Genomic DNA, 1,963 nt, shown 5'->3' with positions numbered 1-1,963 from the left:
TATCCGGATGTCGCACAGGCGGTGGAATGGCACCCGTGGTGGGAGCCGGACGCGGATGGTGAGCGCCGTATGGCCGAACAACGCCATCACTTCCCGTATACGGCGATGTCCCGGGAGAAGCATCTCTATATCCTCCAGGATGTGCGCCGGCTGACGACCGACCGCGGCCTCGCGGTCAACTGGCCGGTGGACCAGGACCCGGTCTGGGAGGTGCCGCATCTGCCGTACTTCCTGGCGCTGGACGCGGGGCTCGGCCCCGCCTACATCGAGCGCCTCTACCGGGCGCGCTGGCAGGAGGGCCGCGACATCTGCGACCGTACGACCATCGCGGCCATCGCCGGTGAGCTGGGGCTTCCGGCCGGCCGGGCGGCGGCAGCCGCCGATGACGAGGAACTGCGCGGCGGCCGGGGACTTCAGGCCCTGCTCGCGCTCAGCGACGCCGGGGCGTTCGGCGTGCCGTTCTTCACCCATGGCTATGACAAGTTCTGGGGCGTGGACCGGCTGCCGGCCTTCGCCGAAGCGGTCCGCTCCGGCTCCGGGCCGCGCCCGGGCTCCGGTGACCGATCCGGCGCCCGCTCCCGGGACACGCCCGCCGCCGTGCCCTCGGACACCGACTTCGCCGCCGCCCGGTCGGCCGATCCGGGCCACGCCGGAGGCTGTGGCTGACTCTTCGCCCGCCCGCTCGTTCACACGTTGTCGCCCGTCCCGACCGCTCGTCCCGACTGCCCGCCCCGCCCGTCCGCCCCGCCCGTCCGTCCCGCCCGTCCGTCCACTCGCCCGTCCCGACCGCCCGTTCCACCGCCCGCCGCGACCGAGACGAGAACGCCCTGACCGCCGACGGACACTCCCCCTCCTGGAGGACGCAGATGCCCGAGCCACGCCAGACGTCGGCGCGCTCCCCCTCCCTGGGAGCCCGCGCCCTCTCGGCCGCGGCCCTGCCGATCGCCCCGCTGTACGGGGCCAGGCTGGCGTATCTGGCTTTCCATCCGCGGCGCCGGGAACAGCGGGAGCACCCACGGGATTACGGGCTGCCCTGTACGGAGCTGAAGGTGCCCTTCGCGGCGCGGAAGCACCTGGACACCTGGCTGTGTCCGGCGTCCCCCGAGAAGGTGGTGGTGCTCGGGCACAGCATGGCCACGGCGAAGGACCACAGCCTCCGCCACGCCAAGTTCCTGCACGACGCCGGGTACACCGTCTGTCTGTTCGACCACCGCAGCCATGGGGCCAGCAGCGACGACCGGGCGCTGTTCGGGCTCGGCGACCGGTTCGCGAGCGATGTCACCTCCGTGGTCTCCCATCTGCGCGGCCAGCGGGGATACGGCACGGCCCGGATAGCCTTCTACGGCTTCTCGTTCTCGTGCTTCTCGTCCATGTGGGCGCTGACGCACGATGGATTCGAACTTGACGCGCTGGTGTGCGACAGCGGGCCGGGGCACGACGTCCCGCCGCTGCTGCGCAAGTTCCTGGAGGCGGAGGCGCTGCCGCTGCCCGCCCTGCTGAAGGGCGAGCCGGCCCGTTCGGCGGTGGCGCGGACGCTGTGCGCGGTGGGCCCGGCCATGCTCCGGGCCCAGTGGCCCCCGCCCGCGACGGGCAAGTTCGCCAAGATCCCCCTGTTGTTCATGTCGGGCGAGCACGATGCGATCGTGCCGCCGTCCTCGGTGGACGCGCTGGCCGAGCGCTATGCCCAGGCCGAGACGCACGTCCTGCCGGGGGCCGAGCATCTGCTCGGGCTGGAGACCGATCCTGAAGGCTACGCGAGCGTGGTGCTGGATTTCCTTGAGCGGGCCCTGGGGTAGCAACCTTGACCGTCCCTCTCGGGGCGGAACTTTTCGGAAGAGGGAAGAGAGAGCATGCAAAAGGTGCTCATCGCCAACCGTGGCGAGATCGCTGTCCGTGTTGCCCGTGCCTGCCGGGATGCCGGGATCGCGAGCGTAGCCGTCTATGCCGATCCGGACCGGGACGC

General features: G+C 71.7%; 3 protein-coding genes. All 3 read left to right on the top strand.

Going from position 1 to position 1,963, the window contains the following annotated elements:
* On the top strand, positions 1 to 666 hold a 666-nt coding region (locus tag KN815_RS42710), incomplete at its 5' end, for a DsbA family protein (RefSeq protein ID WP_216347150.1).
* 200 nt (positions 667 to 866) lie between these two features.
* A complete protein-coding gene (locus KN815_RS42705) occupies positions 867 to 1,796 on the top strand; it encodes an alpha/beta hydrolase (protein ID WP_216347149.1) in 930 nt (309 codons plus the stop codon).
* Between the two features lie 54 nt (positions 1,797 to 1,850).
* On the top strand, positions 1,851 to 1,963 hold a 113-nt coding region (locus tag KN815_RS42700; protein WP_216347151.1), incomplete at its 3' end, for a biotin carboxylase N-terminal domain-containing protein.

Origin of the sequence: Streptomyces niphimycinicus, from assembly GCF_018883605.1 — a bacterium.
Taxonomy (GTDB): Bacteria; Actinomycetota; Actinomycetes; order Streptomycetales; family Streptomycetaceae; genus Streptomyces; species Streptomyces niphimycinicus.
Note: the sequence above shows the minus strand (reverse complement) of the source record. Positions and strands in the feature narration are given on the sequence as shown.